At 65.8% G+C, this 17,035-nt stretch carries 15 protein-coding genes and 1 pseudogene; 5 read left to right on the forward strand and 11 right to left on the reverse strand.

The window, feature by feature from the left end:
* A pseudogene (locus SSPN_RS45815) lies at positions 1-1,377 on the reverse strand (hypothetical protein); the annotation flags it as partial.
* Between the two features lie 597 nt (positions 1,378-1,974).
* On the opposite strand from SSPN_RS45815, the gene SSPN_RS58640 reads away from it, so the two are divergent.
* Complete coding sequence (locus SSPN_RS58640) at positions 1,975-2,385, forward strand: integrase core domain-containing protein (protein ID WP_010310839.1); 411 nt, start codon at positions 1,975-1,977, stop codon at positions 2,383-2,385.
* Between the two features lie 296 nt (positions 2,386-2,681).
* Here SSPN_RS58640 and SSPN_RS0126130 read toward each other — a convergent pair whose 3' ends face one another.
* Genes SSPN_RS0126130 through SSPN_RS0126140 form a run of 3 tightly spaced genes read right to left on the reverse strand, consistent with a single transcriptional unit; the run spans position 2,682 to position 5,993 of the window.
* Positions 2,682-3,422: a succinate dehydrogenase/fumarate reductase iron-sulfur subunit gene (locus SSPN_RS0126130; protein WP_010310842.1), complete on the reverse strand. Its 741-nt coding sequence runs from the start codon at positions 3,420-3,422 to the stop codon at positions 2,682-2,684.
* The gene (locus tag SSPN_RS0126135; RefSeq protein WP_029535728.1) at positions 3,419-5,365 is read right to left on the reverse strand and encodes a fumarate reductase/succinate dehydrogenase flavoprotein subunit; all 1,947 of its coding nucleotides are present in this window, start codon (positions 5,363-5,365) and stop codon (positions 3,419-3,421) included. Before SSPN_RS0126135 ends, SSPN_RS0126130 begins: the two co-directional genes overlap by 4 nt.
* A 1-nt stretch (position 5,366) precedes the next feature.
* Positions 5,367-5,993, reverse strand: coding sequence for a succinate dehydrogenase cytochrome b subunit (locus SSPN_RS0126140; RefSeq protein ID WP_085982133.1), 627 nt, complete (start codon positions 5,991-5,993; stop codon positions 5,367-5,369).
* A gap of 154 nt (positions 5,994-6,147) precedes the next feature.
* On the opposite strand from SSPN_RS0126140, the gene SSPN_RS0126145 reads away from it, so the two are divergent.
* From SSPN_RS0126145 to SSPN_RS0126160, 3 genes are all read left to right on the forward strand, one after another.
* Positions 6,148-7,071 (forward strand): LysR family transcriptional regulator, encoded by a 924-nt coding sequence (locus tag SSPN_RS0126145; protein WP_029535730.1) that lies wholly within the window; start codon positions 6,148-6,150, stop codon positions 7,069-7,071.
* A 56-nt stretch (positions 7,072-7,127) separates the two neighbouring features.
* A protein-coding gene (locus SSPN_RS51945; protein WP_170121539.1) for an IS5 family transposase occupies positions 7,128-8,002 on the forward strand; the annotation gives its coding sequence in 2 pieces (ribosomal slippage) (positions 7,128-7,472 and positions 7,475-8,002; 873 coding nt in all).
* Between the two features lie 231 nt (positions 8,003-8,233).
* Positions 8,234-8,575: a hypothetical protein gene (locus tag SSPN_RS0126160; RefSeq protein WP_010310851.1), complete on the forward strand. Its 342-nt coding sequence runs from the start codon at positions 8,234-8,236 to the stop codon at positions 8,573-8,575.
* A 43-nt stretch (positions 8,576-8,618) separates the two neighbouring features.
* Here the strand turns inward: SSPN_RS0126160 and SSPN_RS0126165 are convergent, their stop codons facing one another.
* Genes SSPN_RS0126165 through SSPN_RS0126185 form a run of 5 tightly spaced genes read right to left on the reverse strand, consistent with a single transcriptional unit; the run spans position 8,619 to position 14,391 of the window.
* The gene (locus SSPN_RS0126165; RefSeq protein WP_029535731.1) at positions 8,619-9,383 is read right to left on the reverse strand and encodes an SDR family NAD(P)-dependent oxidoreductase; all 765 of its coding nucleotides are present in this window, start codon (positions 9,381-9,383) and stop codon (positions 8,619-8,621) included.
* Between the two features lie 47 nt (positions 9,384-9,430).
* Positions 9,431-10,975, reverse strand: a complete 1,545-nt coding sequence (locus SSPN_RS0126170) for an AMP-binding protein (RefSeq protein ID WP_029535732.1) — start codon at positions 10,973-10,975, stop codon at positions 9,431-9,433.
* Positions 10,976-11,010: 35 nt separating this feature from the next.
* A complete protein-coding gene (locus tag SSPN_RS0126175) occupies positions 11,011-11,862 on the reverse strand; it encodes an enoyl-CoA hydratase (RefSeq protein WP_010310857.1) in 852 nt (283 codons plus the stop codon).
* On the reverse strand, positions 11,859-13,400 hold the full coding sequence (locus SSPN_RS0126180; RefSeq protein ID WP_010310859.1) for an AMP-binding protein: 1,542 nt from the start codon (positions 13,398-13,400) through the stop codon (positions 11,859-11,861). The genes SSPN_RS0126175 and SSPN_RS0126180 overlap by 4 nt, the downstream gene beginning before the upstream one ends.
* A 13-nt stretch (positions 13,401-13,413) precedes the next feature.
* On the reverse strand, positions 13,414-14,391 hold the full coding sequence (locus SSPN_RS0126185; RefSeq protein WP_010310861.1) for a polysaccharide deacetylase family protein: 978 nt from the start codon (positions 14,389-14,391) through the stop codon (positions 13,414-13,416).
* Positions 14,392-14,544: 153 nt separating this feature from the next.
* On the opposite strand from SSPN_RS0126185, the gene SSPN_RS0126190 reads away from it, so the two are divergent.
* Entirely contained in the window at positions 14,545-15,747 is a 1,203-nt protein-coding gene (locus tag SSPN_RS0126190; protein ID WP_010310863.1) for a PucR family transcriptional regulator, read from the forward strand.
* Positions 15,748-16,179: 432 nt separating this feature from the next.
* On the opposite strand, the gene SSPN_RS0126195 is transcribed toward SSPN_RS0126190, so the two are convergent.
* Positions 16,180-16,860 (reverse strand): PIG-L deacetylase family protein, encoded by a 681-nt coding sequence (locus SSPN_RS0126195; protein ID WP_010310865.1) that lies wholly within the window; start codon positions 16,858-16,860, stop codon positions 16,180-16,182.
* Complete coding sequence (locus SSPN_RS58645) at positions 16,857-17,015, reverse strand: hypothetical protein (RefSeq protein ID WP_010310867.1); 159 nt, start codon at positions 17,013-17,015, stop codon at positions 16,857-16,859. Before SSPN_RS58645 ends, SSPN_RS0126195 begins: the two co-directional genes overlap by 4 nt.
* Positions 17,016-17,035 lie beyond the last annotated feature (20 nt).

A 17,035-nucleotide genomic window follows, 5' to 3' on the forward strand; every position in this document is an offset into this window, starting at 1 on the left:
GACCACCTGCAACTCCTCCGCCGACCGTGTCACCGAATCCGCCGACACCGCAGCAACACCCAGACGATGCGAATCCCCACGCCCCGCAACCGAGTCCACACCGGAATCCCCATCGCGGCCGGTCACCCCACTCGACGACGTCGGCTGCCCCACAGGCACACCACCGTCGGAGTCCACGACAGACCCGGACCTGCCAGACTCCGCCAGCGCCGCATTCGCGGGCACACCAGAAACATTCGGGGTCACCGCCGGCGAGTCCGGCGTCTGCGAGGCATGCACCTCCAGCGGCCGGTTCCCAGGCACATCCACACCATCCACGCCCGCCACTGCCTGATCATCACCGGCAACCAGACTGTACGGCGGAGGCGATGTCACCGACCGGCCCGAACCAAAACCCGCTACCGCATCAGGATATGCAGGCGGCGGCGTACCCGGCCGTTCCTGCCCAGAACCCTGCATCACCTGAACACCACCCATCGCATCCCCGCCCCTCACACCGCCACCAGCACCCGCCTTACCACCGCCATCAGCACCCTCCTTACCGCCCTGAACATCCTTACTGTCCTTGCCATCCACAACAGCGGACACCACGGGGTCTTTGCCGGAAGGCACCGGCACCGCAGCCGAATCCACCGGCCCGACCGGGAAAACAGAGTCCACATCAGACTGTCTCGAGCCATCCGAGCCATCCGAGCCCTCCGAGGCATCGGAGGCATCGGAGGAGGTGAACGCGCCGTCCTTGTCCGGGGAGCCAGGGATGTGCCCTGTCTGCGACCCAGACCCTGTCCCCAGCAGCGGGGCCTTCTCGTCGCCGAACCCGCCACCATCGGTGGTGTCGGTGGCGGTGCCCTCACGCCGGCTGGTGTCGTCGAGGTAGGGGCTTGGGCCTTGCGGGTGCAGCTTGCCCCGCCACACCAACCCCGCCAGATTGCCCACACCGCTGAACACCGACTCGAACACACCCGCCGTCACCGAGAACGGGTTCCAGGTCACCTCCTGGCCCGTGGCCGCCAGATACCCCACCTCGCCGAACAACTCACCCAGGCCCTCGGACAACGCCTCCCCCACGCCATGCCCGAACCGTGCCGACCACATGCCCCGCACCGACATCCCCGCATACACATCCAGATGCTCTCCCACCACGTCGGCGAAGCGGGCCATCGCCGACACCGGATACAACTCCGCGTGCTTGTCCACCGCTTTCCTGGCCGCTGCCTCCAGAATCTTCTCGTCCACCTCATCGCCCAGTCCCCGCACCAGCACCTTCGTCAACGCGTTGCTCACCAGACCACCCACCGCCGACAACGGCAGCGACACCAACGCCGAAAACGCCCCCATCCCCGCCGCCTGCTCACTGAGCTTCCCATCCCACTTCATGATCCGTCCTTGTGCTCGTACAGATGATCTACCTGCTCGCTACCCGGACCTTCGCGTGGCTCGCTCTACTATGTCGGTCTACCCCGGCGAAGAACGCCGAGATACTCATCCTGCGGCACGAGGTCACAGTGCTACGCAGACAGGTCACCCCGCCGAAGCCTGCCTGGCCGGATCGCGCGCCGCTGGCCGCGCTCGCTCGGCTCCTGCCTCAACGACTCCGCGGCCACCGGATTGTCCCACCACGCACCTTGCTCGCCTGGCATCGGCGCCTGGTCAAACAGAAGTGGACCCAGCCACCCCCACCAGGACACCCGCCGGTACCCGACGAGCTCCACGACCTGATCACCCGACCCGGCACCGACAACCCCCTGGGGGTCCCGACGCGCACACGACGAACTACGCCGACTGGGATACAAAGTCAGCGCAGCCACCCCCGGCCGCGTCCTGCCAGCCACCGGGTTCCATCCCAGACAACGCCGACAGGCAGCGCACCACGAATGGACCACATTCCTCAAAGCCCAGGCAAACGGTCTTCTCGCCACGGACTTCTCTCACATCGACACCATCGGGCTCCAGCGGCTATACGCCCTGTTCGTCATGGAAGTCCGCACCCGCACCGTTCACATCCTCGGCGTCACCGCCCACCCCACCGCCGCCTGGGCCACTCAACACGCCCGGCAGCTGCTGTGGCAGCTCGGCGACCGCGCCGCCACATTCACGCACCTCATCCGCGACCGCGACCCGAAGTTCACCGCCGCCTTCGACACAATCTTCGCCAGCGAAGGCATCACGGTCACGAAGATCCCGCCGCACAGCCCCAACTGCAACCCGCACGCGGAACGATTCATACGCTCCGTTCGCGAAGAATGCACCAACCGAGTGCTGACCTTCGACAGAGGTCACGCGGAGAAGATCCGCCAGGAACACGCCTGCCACTTCAACACCCATCGGCCCCACCAAGCCCTGTCCTTGCCGAAAACATCATCCACCCTGGTGAGCGGCGTGTAGGGCGGTTGGGAGATCGACCGCTGTCGGTGAAGGGGCTCTCGCCTGACTGTCGAACGCTACGGTCCGCCGACGGCGAACTGGAGAAGCTGGACGAGTCGATGGAGATCGATGGCGTGATGGAGGCACTTGATACGCGGGTGGAGTGGCAGGAAGCAACTCCTTTGGGTGTGGGGGCCAGAACGCCGTGCTGGTGTTCACGACGCGGTGAGGGCCCGAATGTCCAAGACCTTGTGCCACTCTGCGGCATTTGCGCCGGTGAACGCCGGACAGACCAGCTCGGGCAGTGGTTGTCGATGTCAGTGCTTACGCAGTGTGCGAAGGTACTCGCGATTCATGTTGGTGATGCTGAAGAACGGGATCTCCTTCGGACAGGAGGCCACGCACTCACCGCTGTTGGTGCAGCCCCCGAAGCCCTCGGCGTCCATTGCGGCCACCATGTCCAAAACCCGCGACTCACGCTCGGGCTGCCCCTGCGGCAACAGGTTCAGATGCGTGACCTTCGCCGCCGTGAACAGCATCGCCGAGCCGTTGGGGCAGGCTGCCACGCAGGCGCCGCAGCCGATGCAGGTCGCGTTTTCGAAGGCGGCGTCGGCGTCGAGCTTCGCCACTCGCGTCGAGTGCGCCTCGGGAGCCGCACCAGTCGGGGCGGTGATGTAGCCGCCTGCCTGGATGACGCGGTCAAACGAGGACCGGTCGACCACCAGATCCTTGATCACCGGGAACGCCCTGGAACGCCAGGGTTCCACGTCGATCACGTCACCGTCCTGGAAGGCGCGCATGTGCAGTTGGCAAGTGGTCGTCTGCTCGGGACCGTGGGCACGTCCGTTAATGACCACACCGCACATGCCGCAGATACCCTCACGGCAGTCGTGGTCGAACGCCACCGGCTCCTCGCCGGCGAGGACGAGCGACTCGTTGAGGACGTCCAGCATCTCCAGGAACGACATTTCCGGGGTGATGTTGTCGACCGGATACCCGACCATCTTCCCCGGCGCGTCGGGACTCGCCTGGCGCCAGATACGCACGGTCAGTTTCATGCATAACTCCGCTGGGTTGGGTGAACGTGGTCGAACTGGAGGGCTTCCTTGTGCAAGATCGGGACGTCGGAGGTCCCGCCGTCGCCGTTGTACTGCCAAGCCGCGACGTGGCTGAAGTGTTCGTCGTCGCGCTGCGCCTCGCCGTTCGGCGTCTGGTGCTCTTCGCGGAAGTGGCCGCCGCATGATTCTTCGCGCAGGAGCGCGTCGAGGACCATGAGCTCGCCGAACTCGAAGAAATCCGCCACCCGGTTCGCCTTCTCGAGTTCCTTGTTCATCTCAGCACCCGAACCGGGCACCCTGACCGAACTCCAGAACTCATCGCGCAGCTGGGGAATCCGCTCCAGCGCCTTGCGGAGACCGCTCTCGCTGCGGGCCATCCCGCAGTGGTCCCAGAGCAGCATGCCCAGTTCACGGTGGAACGAGTCGACGGTGCGGTCGCCGTTGATCGACAGCAGCTTCTGGATACGTTCCTGCACCTCGTTCCGCACCTTCGTCACCTCGGGGCTCGCAGCGTCGATGGTGTCGAATTCGGTGCAGGCGATGTAGTGGTTCAGCGTGGTCGGCAGCACGAAGTACCCGTCGGCCAGACCTTGCATCAACGCTGAGGCGCCGAGGCGATTGGCTCCGTGGTCGCTGAAGTTCGCCTCGCCGATCACGAACAGTCCCGGGATCGTGCTCTGCAGGTCGTAGTCCACCCAGAGCCCACCCATGGTGTAGTGGACGGCGGGGTATATCCGCATCGGTACCCGATAAGGGTCCTCCGCGGTGATGCGGGCGTACATGTCGAAGAGATTGCCGTACTTGGCCTCGACCGCAGGGCCTCCCATGCGCGCGATGGCATCGGCGAAGTCGAGGTAGACGCCAAGGCCGCCCGGACCGACACCGCGCCCGGCATCGCACTGGTTCTTCGCTGCCCGCGAGGCGATGTCACGGGGCACTAAGTTGCCGAACGACGGGTAGATCCGCTCGAGGTAGTAGTCGCGTTCGTCCTCGGGGATCTGGTTCGGCGGGCGGGTGTCGTCGTTTCGCTTGGGCACCCAGATCCGTCCGTCGTTGCGCAGCGACTCGGACATGAGGGTGAGCTTCGACTGGTGCTCGCCCGAACGGGGGATGCAAGTCGGGTGGATCTGCGTGTAACAGGGGTTGGCGAGGTACGCGCCGCGCTTGTGCGCGCGCCAGATCGCTGAGCAATTGCTGCCCTTGGCGTTGGTCGACAGGTAGAAGACGTTGCTGTAGCCGCCAGTAGCCAGCACCACCGCGTCCGCGAGATGGATTTCGATCTTGCCGGTAACCAGGTCGCGGGCGACGATGCCGCGGGCGCGCCCGTCGATGACGATCAGATCGAGCATCTCGGTGCGCGGGTGCATCTCGATGTTCCCGGCGTCGATCTGGCGCGAAAGCGATTGGTAGGCACCGAGGAGCAGTTGCTGACCTGTTTGGCCACGGGCGTAAAAGGTGCGCCGGACCTGCACGCCACCGAACGAGCGGGTATCCAGCAGCCCGCCGTACTCGCGGGCGAATGGCACGCCCTGCGCGACACACTGGTCGATGATCTCCACCGACACCTGCGCCAGGCGATGGACGTTCGACTCACGCGAGCGGAAATCGCCGCCCTTCACCGTGTCGTAGAACAGGCGATAGATCGAATCACCGTCGTTGCGATAGTTCTTCGCGGCGTTGATGCCACCCTGTGCTGCGACCGAGTGGGCGCGACGCGGTGAGTCCTGGAAGCAAAACTGAATGACCTGATATCCCTGTTCGGCCAGAGTGGCACCCGCCGATCCGCCGGCCAGACCGGTACCGACCACGATGATCCGGTGCTTACGGCGGTTGGCTGGATTGACCAGCTTGGCGCTGAACCTGCGCTCGTCCCATCGGCGCTCGACAGGACCGCTGGGGACCGCGGTATCGGCGATCGGGTCGCCCACAGAATAATCGATCACGTCAGTTCACCAACCCAGTCATGACGCCGATGGGGACGAACACGAAACCCACGGTGAGGGCGACCGCCAGCGTCGAGCCGATCGCCTTGATGGCTTTGTCGCGGGTCGGCCGGTTGACGCCCAGCGTCTGCGAGGCACTCCAGAAGCCGTGGTTGATGTGGACGCCGAGCAGCACCACCGCCACGATATAGATCAGGTTGATCCACCAAACCTGGAAGTCCTTGACGACGTTGTGGTAAGGGCTGTTCGGATTGAAATCCGGGTTCACCACGCCCAGCGTCAGATCGAGCAGATGCCAGACAATGAACAGCGCCAGGATGACCCCGCCATAACGCATTGTTCGAGTAGCGAAAGTCGCTCGGAGACGTTGCCCATGCGCGTAGCTGACCGGACGAGCCCGGCGGTCGCGGAAGGACAACTGCGCCGCTGCTGTGATGTGCAACACCAAAGCGACCAACAGTATCGCTCGCTGGATCCATAGGAACCAGGAGTAGGGCAGCACGGGCTCGCCGATGATACGCAGCCAGGCCGCATAACGGTCGAAGTCGGAGGAGCCGAAGAAGACCTTCAAGTTGCCGAGCATGTGCAGGACCAGGAAAAACAACATGATCAGGCCCGTGGCCGCCATTACGGCCTTCTTCCCGATCGTGGTGCTCCATAGCGAGCGCGCGGACTGGGTGCGCGTCAGAGTGCTGATCACGGTCCGCACGTTAGATCGCTCGCCAGCATTGATCAAAGATAGGAAACCTCTCACCAGGATAGGCACTCGCTATCATGCCTCCATGCAGCTCCACCAGTTGCAATATTTCGTGGCGGTAGTTGACGCACGTCACTTCACGCGGGCGGCGGCACAGGTGGGCGTGGCCCAACCCTCGCTGTCGCAGCAGATCCGCGCACTTGAACAAAGCCTCGGTGCCCGCCTGTTCCACCGGACCCGCGGCAACATCGCGCTCACCGATGCCGGCGAGACCCTGCTACCCATCGCCCGGCGCATCCTGGCCGACGCCGACACGGCCCGGCGGGAGATACGCGCGCTGGACGAACTGCGCGCCGGACGGGTGCGATTGGGGGCGACGCCGTCCCTCTGCACCGGACTGTTGCCTCCCATGGTCGCGGCGTTCCGGCGCGAGCACCCGGGCATCGAGCTCATCATCCACGAGGGAGGTTCGCGCGACTTACAAACCGAACTGTCCGAGGGCGCCCTCGATCTCGCACTGGTGATCGACTCCCGCCTCGCAAATGACCCTGTACTGGAGACCATGCCGCTGTTCATCGAGGAACTGGTCGTGGTGTCGCCGCTTGGTGCACCACGACCGGTACGCCGCTCCCATATCAACATCCAGGAACTTCAAGGACGTCCGCTGGTGATGTTCCGGCGCGGCTACGACCTCAGAGAGTCGACCATCGCCGCCTGCCGCACCGCCGGTTTCGAACCCACCCTCGCCATCGAGGGAGGCGAGATGGACGCCGTGCTCGAATTCGTCAACGCCGGCATGGGACTGGCCGTCGTGCCAGCGACCGTAGTTCGAGACCGGTTCCGCGGAACGCCGATCGCCGACCCTGGCCTGACCCGCACCGTATACCTGGCACAACGGCGCGGCATGGCGCAACCACGCGCCGCACAAGCCCTACAGGATGAGATCATCCGCTTTCTCTACGAGACCTCCGCAACAGGACAGTTGCCGCCCGGCGTGCACACCGCTTGACCGGCGGCTTCTAGGGCCTGTTTCAGAAGTTGATCTCGGTTTGAGATGATCTTCGTGTGGGTCGAGGTGATCTGACGAACGAGCAGTGGGCGAAGATGGAACCGTTGCTGCCCAAGGGTAAGAAGTCGGGCCGCCCGCCCAAGCATCCGAAACGGCAGCTGATCAACGGTATCCGGTTCCGGGTGCGCACGGGTGTGCAGTGGCGTGACCTGCCGGAGCGATACGGCCCGTGGCAGACCGTGTATGGGCTGTTCCGGCGCTGGCAGCGCGACGGGACCTGGAAGCGAATCCTGACGCGGCTGCAAGCCCAGGCCGACGCCGAAGGCCTGATCACCTGGGATGTCAGCGTGGATTCCACTGTCGCTCGCGCGCACCAGCACGCCGCCGGTGCGCGAAAAAAGGGGCTGAACAGCGGGAACCGCCGGGCGGGGTTGACACCGAACCGGATGATCACGGAATCGGCCGGTCGCGGGGCGGGCTGACCACCAAGCTGCATATGGCCACTGAGCAGGGTCAGAAGCCGTTGTCGCTGGTGGTCACGGCGGGGCAGCGGGGTGACTCGCCGCAGTTCCAGCCGGTCTTGGAGCGGATCAGCGTGCCCCGCACTGGTCGGGGCCGGGCGCGGACACGTCCGGACCGGGTGCTGGGCGACAAGGCGTACGGTTCGCGCGCCAATCGCTCGTACCTGCGGCGACGGGGCATTCGGTGCACCATTCCCGAGAAAGCGGACCAGATCCGTCACCGCAAGAACCGAGGTTCGCGCGGTGGTCGCCGGCCGGCGTTCGACACGGAGATCTACAAGCAGCGTCATGCCGTGGAATGCGGAATCAACCGGCTCAAGCGGAACCGGGCCGTGGCCACCCGGTACGACAAACTCGCTGTCCGTTACGAGGCCACGGTGGTCATCGCGTCTATCAACGAGTGGCTCTGACATCTGAAACAGACCCTAACCTCATCCTCGCTTGTTCCCTGCGCTGCCACCCCAACCGTGCCTTCTCAAGGCCGAGCCCAGCGGCACCGGTGGTGAACAGATTCTTCCACCCAAAACCCATTCACCCCCGAACCACCTCGCAGGGCACGAAGTACTCCGCACGTCCCAACGCGCAGGTCTACCCAGCACACCGACCACGGCGGGTTCACGGCCGCGCGGTGGCCAGCCACCGTGCCGCGGTTCGCCGCACACGACCAAGTCATCCTCCTAGTCACCGAAGCCGGACAGTGTGCGCTGCTGGACTTCGAATTCACCGGCCTGTTCCTGCCCGGCTTCGACCTTGCGATCCTGCACACCCTCCTCGCCACCACTCCCGGCGCCCAGGACCGAATCGACACCCTCGTATGCGATGCGGGGATTCAGGTGCCGTTCGTGATCAACCAGGACATGGTGCTCTCCCGCGAACTGCGCCTGCACACCGAACTACCCGAGAGCGATCTCCGCACGAGCAGACTCGCGCTGCTGCGGGGGCAGTCGGCCCCTCTCCGGCAACGACTGCACGCCGCGCGGTGATCGGCGATGCGGATCGCACCGGTGCACCGAAACCTGCACGCCGTCACTTCGGTGGCATTCGTAGGGCGCCGTCGAGGCGGATTACCTCGCCGTTGATCATCTGGTTGTCGATGATGTGTGCGGCGAGCGAGGCGAACTCTTCCGGTGTGCCGAGCCTGGGCGGATGGGGTACGCGCTGTTCGAGGGTTTTCCGTGCTCTGTCGGGAAGGCCGAGCATGAGGGGTGTGGCGAAGATGCCCGGGGCGATGGTGTTCACGCGGATCCCGTGTTCGGCCAGGTCACGCGCGGCGCTGAGCGTCAGCGCGGCGATACCGCCTTTGCTGGCGGCATAAGCGGCTTGGCCGATCTGGCCGTCGTAGGCGGAGATCGAGGAGGTCATGATCACGGCGCCTCGGTCGCCGTCGACCGGTTCGTTCGCGGACATCCGCGCGGCGGCGAGTCTGAGCACGTTGACCGTGCCGACGAGGTTGATGTCCAGCACCTGTTTGAACTCGTCGAGCGAGAGCGGGCCGCCGCTTCCCAGGATCCGCCCCGGTGTCGCGATCCCGGCGCACGTGATGACCACTCGCAGCCCGCCGAATTCCTCAGCGGCATCGAGTGCACGTGACACTCCCGCTTCTTCTCGAACATCGGCGGGCACGAAAACCGCGCGTTCTCCAAGGGCGTCAGCTAGCGACTGACCTGAGGAGCAGGGCAGGTCGGCGATGACGACCGAAGCGCCTTCGCGGTACAGGCGCCGCACGGTCGCTTCGCCGAGACCAGAAGCACCTCCAGTCACCACAGCCGCCATTGTCGGATCAATGCGCATGTTTCTCCTGGAATCGCGTGGGTTTCGGAAGCTGGCGAGTGCGTTAGTCAGTCAGCGTGAAGCTCACGCAGTTTGAACCGCTGCACCTTCCCGCTGGGTGTCTTGGGCAGCGCGTCCACGAACCGGATCAGTCGGGGGTAGGCATGGGCCGAGTAACGCTCGCGCACGTGCGCCTGAAGCTCCCGAACGAGGTCGTCTCCGGGCTCGGCACCTTCGATGAGAACGGCATAGGCCACCACGATTTCGCCGCGCACACCGTCCGGGTCCTTCTGCCCCACCACGGCGACGTCGGCGACAGCGGGGTGGGTGATCAGCACGCTCTCCACGTCGAACGGTCCAATCCGGTATCCGGCGGCCAGGATGACGTCGTCGTCCCGTGCGGTGAAGAAGAAGTAGCCGTCCTCATCGACACGTCCGGTGTCGCCGGTGAGGTACCAGGCGCCGTCCCCGGTGAAGCGCTCGTCGGTGCGCTCGGGCTCTCCCCGGTACCCGGTGAACCAGAACAGCGGACTCTTGGTCGACACCGCGATCCGTCCGTCGACGACGTCGGCGACGATGCCCGGCAGCTGCTGTCCCATCGACGCGTCCTTGAGCGGACGTGCCACGTTCTCGTGCGCGCAGTTGCCGATGACCATGCCCAGTTCGGTCTGCCCGTAGTGGTCGCGGATCTCGACGTCGAGGGTCTCGCGCGCCCACCGCACGATGTCAGGTGTCAGTGGCTCTCCCGCCGAACACGCACGCCGCAGCCGCACGCCCTCGACGAGGCCTCTGCGGCCGATGGCCCGGTACATGGTGGGTGCACCGGCGAAGTTGGTCACCGCCTGCCGTCGCAGGACCTCCGTGGTGAGCTCGGGGGTGAATCCGGCGTCCACCAGCAGGTTGCGCCGGGCCGCGGCCAGTGGTGTGACGATGCCGTAGTAGAGGCCGTAGGCCCACCCGGGGTCGGCCGCGTTCCAGTACACGTCGTCCGCCGTGACGTCCATGGCGAAGTGCATGTACGACCGGAACCCGGCTATCGCCCGTACCGGCACCGGAACGCCCTTCGGCCGCCCCGTCGTGCCGCTGGTGTAGAGCTGCAGGAATGTGCCGTCGCCGCCAACCGTCTCCCGCCCGGTGTGGGGTTCACGGTCGGCAGCGGCCCGCTCCAACTGGTCGACGTCGAGTGCCGTGATCCCGGGAATCGGGTCGACCTTGGCACGCTGCGCGGGGTCGGTGATCACGAGCTCGGCGCCGGCCGCCTCGACGCGCAGCTGGACGGCTCCGGTGGCGAACGCGGTGAACAGCGGCACGTGGACCGCACCGAGGCGCCAGATCGCCACGAGCGTGACGATGAGTTCCGGTCGTTTTCCCATGAGCACCGGCACTCTGCTGCCGCGCCGCAATTCGTGGTCGGCGAGCACGGTGGCGAGTCGGCGGGAACGCTCGGCGAGCTCACCGAAGGTCAGGTCGTGCGTCCGCAGGTCGGCGTCGACGAAGGTGAAGGCGACCGCATTCGGGTCGTGCCGGTCGCACAGCAGCCACGCGACGTCGGCGTCCCGTGCGTCGTACTCGGCGAGCCAACCTTCGATGGTTGGACGGGTGTCGCTGGTCAACGCTGCCTCCCGCGGGCTGGTTCGGGATGGATTCGTCACGGCGCACGCTCCGGCGCCTGGCGGGACAGCGCCCGGATCGTGTCGACACCGCCGGGGTCGATGATGTCGCCGTGGCGAGAGAGGTTGTTGGCGTGCCCGGCGATGTGCAAGGCAAACGCCGACTCCAGCGCCACGTCCTGGCCTTGGGCGGCGAGGCTGTTGTTGACGCTGGACTTCGCCAGCCGCAACGCGTACTCGGGCATGCGTGCGATCCGCCGTGCGAGGTCGAGGGTGAAGTCCGCGAGGTCGTCGTCGGGGACCACGTGGTTGACCATGCCCAGCCGATGTGCGTCCGCAGCAGTCACAGGAGCGCCGGTGAACAGCATTTCCTTGGCCTTGCGCGCGCCCACCTCCCACACGTGGGTGAAGTACTCCGCACCGTTGAGCCCGAATGCCGCTACCGGATCGGAGAAGGTCGCCGATTCGCCGGCCACGATCAGGTCCATCGGCCACAACAGCATCAGCGCTCCGGCGATGCAACGCCCGTGGGCCTGGCCGATCGTGGGTTTGGGCAGATCGCGCCACCGGCGGCACATTCCCAGATAGGCCTCGCATTCGAACGCGTGCCTGCCCTCGACCCCGTCGGCGTCGAAAGCGCCCTCGAGGGTGGCCACGGACGGCCCGGGAATCCTCGAGTCGCGTTCGTCGAGATCATGTCCGGCGGAGAAGTCGGGGCCCGCACCAGCCAGGATGATCACCCGGACTGTGCGGTCCCGGACCGCGATCGCCAGCGCCTCGTCGAGGTCGTAGAGCATCTGGGGGTTCTGCGCGTTGCGACGCTCGGGCCGGTTCAGCACCACCCGCGCGATACCGGTCTCCGGGCTCTCGAGAAGCACGGACGAACTCATGCAACCCCCTCGTCCCCGTTGTGCCCCGCCGCCTCGAGGTACTGCTGCTTGAGACGGCGCTTGAACAGTTTTCCGGTGTCCTCGCGCGGCAGCTCGTCGGCGAGCACCACTTCCCGCGGCACCTTGTAGCGCGCCAGGCGGGAGCCGACGTAGGTCCGGATCTCGGCCGGGTGGAGGATCGCGCCGGGGATCGGCTGGATGTGGGCGGCGAGCACCTCTCCCAGGTCGGGGTCGGGGATGCCGAACACGGCCACATCGGCGACCCCCTCGAGGTCGAGCAGGCACGCCTCGACCTCGGCGGGGTAGATGTTCACGCCGCCCGAGACGACCATGTCGTTGAGCCGGTCGCTGAGGTAGAGATAGCCCTCGTCGTCGAGGTGGCCGATGTCGCCGAGGGTGAGGTAGCCGTCCCTTTCCATCCGACGGCGTTTGGGCTCGTCATCGATGTAGGTGAAGTCCGGCCAGCCGGTGAAGCAGCGCCCGTAGACAATGCCGTCCTCGCCCACCGGCTTGTCAGTTCCGTCCTCGCCGAGGATGCGCACATCGGCATCAAGGATCGGGCGCCCGACGGTGCCCGGACGGCTCAGGGCCTCCGCCGTGTCGCAGGCAGTGAAGGCACCCACCTCGGCGCCGCCGTAGTACTCGTGCACGATCGGACCCAACCAGCCGATCATGGCTTCCTTGACGTGCCGCGGGCACGGCGCGGCCGCGTGCACGATGGCCTTCAGCGAGGAGAGGTCGTAGGAACGCCGCACCTGCTCGGGCAGCTGCAGCAGCCGGTTGAACATCGTAGGAACCATCTGCACGCTGTTGACGCGGTGCTCCTGCACAAGCCGCAAGAACTCCTCGGCGTCGAAGCGAGGCATGATGTGCAAGTTCATGCCCAGCGCGACGGCGAAGGTGGCGTGCACGTTCGGAGCGGAGTGGTAGAGCGGCGCCGGGATGAGGGTCGTCTCGGCTGGAGCCAGGTGCCACAGCTTCGCGATGTTGGCCAGCAACGTCGGGCGGTCGGCCACCGCGACCGGGTCGCGGAGCACTCCCTTGGCCCGCCCGGTGGTGCCGGACGTGTAGATCACGCTCATCGGGGCGGCAGGTGAGGGTTCGGTGCGGGGTTCGTGGGTGTCGATGCGCTGCGACAGCGTCGGCCACCTTCCGGTGGACGGCTGTTCGGCCAGCCCGTAGGCGCACCGCACCCCGGGCGGTATCTCCGCCTCGATGATCGGCAGCCCGGGTGCGCTGGACTCCACGGCCGGCAGCAGGTCGGTGTGGACCACCGCGAGCCGGGAGCGGCTGTCGGCCAGCGCGTGTGCGAGGTCGTCCCCCGTCCAGTGCCAGTTGATCGGAACCGGGGCAGCCCCGACGAGCCCGACCGCGAGCGTCACCTCCACGAACGCGATGTCATTGCGCATGACAACGGCGACGCGGTCGCCCGGACCGATCCCGTCGGCGTTGAGGGCCGATGCCAGCCGCGCAGCACGGATGCGCAGCGTCTCCAGCGACTGAGAAGTTCCGCCTGAGTGGATTCGCGGTTCGCTCATGCCAGGTCCCTTCTCAGTGGAAGTCGGCCGGAACCGGAGTGAAGGACACCCGGCGCGTCCACTCCTGGATCGCCCGGCCAAGAACCTCGTCGTAACTCATGCCCTCGATGGGAGCCGCCTTCTCCACCTCGGCGAGCACCGCCGGCGGGACATCCGGGATGGACACGCCCGCGTGCTCGGCCCACTTCTGCGTCGAGTTGCGGAACTGGCGGGTGGTCACCGGCGAACCGATCACGTTGGCAGGGTCGGCCATCGCCCGTTCCGAGGTGACGAACACGACGCCTTCCTCGGTGAGCCGACCGAGGATCCGCTCGATGGTCGCACCGGCGACCGTCGTGCCGTGGATCAGCATGATGTGCGCCGGTGACCGGCCGAGCGCGGCAGTAGCCGCGGCTGCTTGGTTTTCCATCTGCTCGATCGCGGTGTCGACCAAGGTGTCCTCGATCCAGCGCTGCGCCGCCCGGTCCGTGAGCCGCAGGGCGCGGTCATAGGCGACCATGAACTGGGCGTCGTAGAACCAGAGCGTGACCGGGGAGGACAGGAACCCGTTTTGGCTCAGGTGAGTCCGGACTTGGCTCGTCTTGGTCGCGCTGTCGCCCTCCATGGCGAAGGCGTAGCGGAAGTAGCGCGACGGCGATGCCTCTATCCACCTGCTCAACAGCCGCTCGCTGGTCTCGATGTCGCGGAGGTAGGTGTCGACGTCCAGCCAGTTGAGGCTGATGTGCTGGTGCGTGTGGTTGCCGACGTAGTGCCCGGCGGCGCACCAGTCATCGAGGATGTCGAGCACGCGCGGATCTTCCTCCGTCGGCGCAGTGCTGTTGAAGGCGTAAACGCCGGGAACCCCATAGGCTTCAAAAGCCTTCATCATCTTCTTCGACACGGTGTGCGGACCATGCCCTTCGGGAAACGGGATCCCGGTCCACTGGAATTGGTCGTCCACGGTGACCGCGACTTCGAGGCCTGATAGCAGACCGCCAGAAGATTTCGACATCGGACTCTCCTTGGGTTCGAGCGAAACTCGTGCCATCGTTGCGACAGACTCAAGCAGTGCCAATGCCATTTGCTGATACACCGTTGTGTGGCGGGATCACATACGGAACGACCGGGGGTGGACGCCTCTCCCGGTGTCCTCCATAGTGTCGAAATGCTGGATGCGAAGGTGGGCGGCAACCCGCTACCGTTGGAGCCGTTCGTGAACTGGCTCGACCAGCACGGACGCCTGAAATTCTCCGGGCTCGCCGATCAGCTCCACGCCGAGATTCCCGAGCTCGGAGCGGCCGATCCGGACACGCTGGAGGCGTTGCGCGCGGCCATCGTCTCGCACCTGCCGGGCATGCGCGCCACCCTCATGGGTTCGAACCCGGACCCGCATCTTCCGAAACCGGCGCAGGATTTCGCGTACCTGATGGCTCGCTCGAACATTCCCCTGTCGGCCGTCCTTCGTTCCTACGAGCTGGGCCACGCCGCCATTTGGAACGAATTCACCAGCCATCTTCGCAAACAGCAGTCGTGGACCGTTGCGCGTCGCGCCGAGGCGCTCGAGTCGGGTTCCATCCGCATGTTCGAGTACGTGCAGTCCATGACCGGCGAGACGATCACCACCTACAACCGGGCTCGCGACAGCCTCATGCGGGCCACGAATTCGCGGCGCAACGAGATCGTCCGCGCCGTGCTGACGGGCAACGGGGGCGTTCGCGAGCTGAGAGAGCTCTTCGGTTATCACATCGATGAGGTGCACATCGGGTACGTGGCCTGGAGCGTCGACCCCATGAAACACGAGGACGTATCCGAACTCGCACGACGGGAGCTCCTCGGGTTCGCTCGGCAACACGTCTCCGTGACGACCGATTCCTCGGTCATCCACGGCTGGTTCACCCCGTGCAAGAACTCGACCTTCGACGACCTGGCCGCGGTTTCGCTGCCCAGGACCATCCGGCTGACTCTCGGAACCCCGCGCCGCGGAATCCGCGGGTTCCACCACACCCACCGGGAAGCCCTGTCGTGCGTCGACCTGACAGCGCTCCACACTCCCGCACCGACCCGGTTCCCCGACGTCGCGGTCACCGTGCTCGCCACGCAGAACCAGGAGATGGCCGCGCGGTTCGTCGATGACCACCTCGGGGCACTGCGCAGCCACGAAGACGGCGAACGTCTGATCAAGACGCTGCGGCACTACATGGACGCACACGCGAGCCCGACCCGGTGCGGTCAGCGCCTCGGCATCCATCCCAACACCGTGACCCAACGCGTTCAGCGCGCGGAGACGATCCTCGGCCGCCACCTCGACCCCGCCAGTCTGGCGCTACGCCTGGCCCTGGACCTCGAGCGCACGATGGAGTTGGAGTAAACGACGGCCCTTGCGCTACGCGGTCGACAGCACCCGTGGCAGACCCTATGAGACTCCACCCGCGAGCGCCGTGGAGTCGGTGACGTCCTTCCCTTCCGGCTCAATCCGATGGTTTCGTGATGAAAGCCGCGCCTCTGATGTTCCTTTTATGACGCAAGTTGGGGCTCCACACCGAGCAAGGTGACCGTAGGTCATGGCGGTAGTGACCAGGAGTTTGGCCAGGTCGTCGCCGACGGGCGCCAGCATTAGGGCGTCAAAGTCCACCACGACTGGACCTCGGTCAGGGGTAATGGCTTCGGCAGGCGGCGATGTCACTATGGGTGGACATCAACCCGGCGGCAGCGGTCGGGACGCCATGTGCGACGAGCGGGGCATCTGGCGGCCAGCTCGGTGACGATGCGGGCCCTGCTGGCCGTCATCGAGCTGGCCGCTTCATTGAGGATGAGCATGGTGGCGGTCATTGTCTGTCTGGGTGGCGAGTTCGAGGCGTCGTGCGATTCTGAACGATTCGGCACAGTTGGAGTCTGGTGGGAAGCGCTTCACGACGCGGTGGTGGATGTGCTGTCGGTGCGTCACGGTGGCGAGCTGGTGAAAGAGGCCCATGTCGAGCTGGTGTTGTGACGTAAAGCAGTTCAGGGCGCGGATCTTGGCGTCCAGGAGTTCGGGTGTGCCGATGAACAGCATCGTCGGTTCGAAGTCGAGACTGTAGGGCGAGCGGAAGTAGGAGAGGTTGGGCGCTTCGCGGAGCGCGACGTTCGTGACTTCCTCAGCGGTGACATTGTGGTCGCGATGCTGGTCGTTGGGGTGGTGGGTGTAGACCACGTCGGGGCAGGTCTCGCGGACGACGGCGACGACCTCGGAGTGGATGCGCCCGCGATGTTCGAGGAACTGTGTGTCGGGGATGGACGAGAAGCTGTATTGGTCGACTCCTAGCAGTGCGCCGGCAGCCAGACATTCATCCCGGCGTACGGGAGTGCCGTCTCCGGCTGGGGCGCCGGTGGTCAGGCAGTGCACCCGGACCCGCGCGCCGTTGAGTGCATACCAGCGCATCCGCATGGCCATGCCGATCTCGGCGTCGTCGGGATGGGCCACCACGACGAGAACGGTGTTCATTTCGGCTGTTCCTCGCCGATTCGCAGCAGGTGCTCCAGCGCTGTTCGGCCCCGTTCGGTCAGGACGAGGTCGGCCTTGGTGATCCCGGCGTGGAGGTAGTACGCGGCCGTCCGTGTCGTGAGCAGATGCAGCGCTCGCTGTTCTGTCCGGCTCAATGCACGTCCGTATCCGGTGA

Source organism: Saccharopolyspora spinosa NRRL 18395 (assembly GCF_000194155.1).
GTDB lineage: Bacteria > Actinomycetota > Actinomycetes > Mycobacteriales > Pseudonocardiaceae > Saccharopolyspora > Saccharopolyspora spinosa.

Coding starts and splice junctions, on each gene's coding strand:
- SSPN_RS58640 (WP_010310839.1), top strand. CDS start 1,975: ATGGAAGTCCGCACCCGCACCGTTCACATCCTCGGCGTCACCGCCCAC.
- SSPN_RS0126130 (WP_010310842.1), bottom strand. CDS start 3,422: ATGAAACTGACCGTGCGTATCTGGCGCCAGGCGAGTCCCGACGCGCCG.
- SSPN_RS0126140 (WP_085982133.1), bottom strand. CDS start 5,993: ATGGCGGCCACGGGCCTGATCATGTTGTTTTTCCTGGTCCTGCACATG.
- SSPN_RS0126145 (WP_029535730.1), top strand. CDS start 6,148: ATGCAGCTCCACCAGTTGCAATATTTCGTGGCGGTAGTTGACGCACGT.
- SSPN_RS0126165 (WP_029535731.1), bottom strand. CDS start 9,383: ATGCGCATTGATCCGACAATGGCGGCTGTGGTGACTGGAGGTGCTTCT.
- SSPN_RS0126175 (WP_010310857.1), bottom strand. CDS start 11,862: ATGAGTTCGTCCGTGCTTCTCGAGAGCCCGGAGACCGGTATCGCGCGG.
- SSPN_RS0126180 (WP_010310859.1), bottom strand. CDS start 13,400: ATGAGCGAACCGCGAATCCACTCAGGCGGAACTTCTCAGTCGCTGGAG.
- SSPN_RS0126185 (WP_010310861.1), bottom strand. CDS start 14,391: ATGTCGAAATCTTCTGGCGGTCTGCTATCAGGCCTCGAAGTCGCGGTC.
- SSPN_RS0126190 (WP_010310863.1), top strand. CDS start 14,545: ATGCTGGATGCGAAGGTGGGCGGCAACCCGCTACCGTTGGAGCCGTTC.
- SSPN_RS0126195 (WP_010310865.1), bottom strand. CDS start 16,860: ATGAACACCGTTCTCGTCGTGGTGGCCCATCCCGACGACGCCGAGATC.